This is a genomic window from Nonomuraea sp. NPDC001699 (assembly GCF_053596455.1).
The window spans coordinates 1-1,178 of sequence record NZ_JBSFGF010000091.1 but is presented as its reverse complement, the minus strand read 5'-3'; the positions used below and the strand labels follow the sequence as shown (position 1 = coordinate 1,178).

At 68.8% G+C, this 1,178-nt stretch carries 1 protein-coding gene; it reads right to left on the bottom strand.

Annotated elements, in window-relative coordinates; all coding sequences use genetic code 11:
* Positions 1-1,178, bottom strand: a 1,178-nt coding sequence (locus tag ACWCSU_RS52840) for an acyltransferase domain-containing protein (protein WP_449945277.1), incomplete at both ends; no start/stop codon positions are given.

Below are 1,178 nucleotides of genomic sequence, written 5' to 3'. Positions count from 1 at the left end.
TGCACCGCCACCATCACCCCACCGGCGGGAAGCGCCTGCATCAACCGAGCACGAGCCCCCACCAACACACACGCATCCGGCAAAGACAACACCCCAGCCACATGCGCAGCCGCCAACTCCCCGATCGAATGCCCCACCAGCACATCCGGCCTGAGGCCCCACGACTCCACCAACCGGAACAACGCCGTCTCCAACGCGAACAACGCAGGCTGCGCCACCCCCGTCCGATCCAGATCCTCCTCGGCAAGGCAATCAAACCGGGCCGCCACCTCATCAAACGCCCGAGCAAACACCGGGAACCGCTCATACAGCTCGCGGCCCATGCCCGCCCGCTGGCTGCCCTGTCCCGTGAACAGAAACGCGAGCCGCGGCTCCATAACCGCCACTCCACGCAGCACGTCCCCGCTGGGCTGATCGTCGGCGATCGTCTGCAGCCCGGCCACCAGGCTGTCGCGATCCCCGGCGACCACCACCGCGCGGTGTTCGAAAGCCGATCGGACCGTCGCCAGAGAGAACGCGGCATCAGCCAGGTCAACGCCCGTCTCGTCGCCGAGGAAGGATGCCAGCCGCCTGGCCTGCGCCCGCAACGCCTCGGCCGACCGGCCCGACACCACCACGGGAACCGCCACGGCGTCCGGCGCCGCCCCACGTTGGGCCACCTCTGCCACGCCGTGACCTCGTTCGATGATGAGGTGCGCGTTGGTGCCGCTGATCCCGAACGACGACACCCCCGCCCGCCACGGCCGCTCGACCTCGGGCCAGGGCCTGGCCTCGGTCAGCAGCTCGACCGCACCCTGCGACCAGTCCACGTGCGACGACGGCTCATCGACATGAAGCGTCTTCGGCAGCAGGCCGTGACGCATCGCCATGACCATCTTGATCACACCCGCGACGCCCGCGGCAGCCTGCGAGTGACCGATGTTCGACTTGATCGACCCCAGCAGCAGAGGACGCTCCCGATCCTGACCATAGGTCGCCAGCAACGCCTGCGCCTCGATCGGGTCGCCGAGCGTGGTCCCGGTGCCGTGTGCTTCGACGGCATCCACCTCGGCAGACGACAATCCGGAAGCCGCGAGGGCCTGCCGGATCACCCGCTGCTGCGACGGACCGTTCGGCGCCGTCAACCCGTTCGACGCACCATCCTGATTGACCGCCGAACCACGCACCAACGCCAGCAC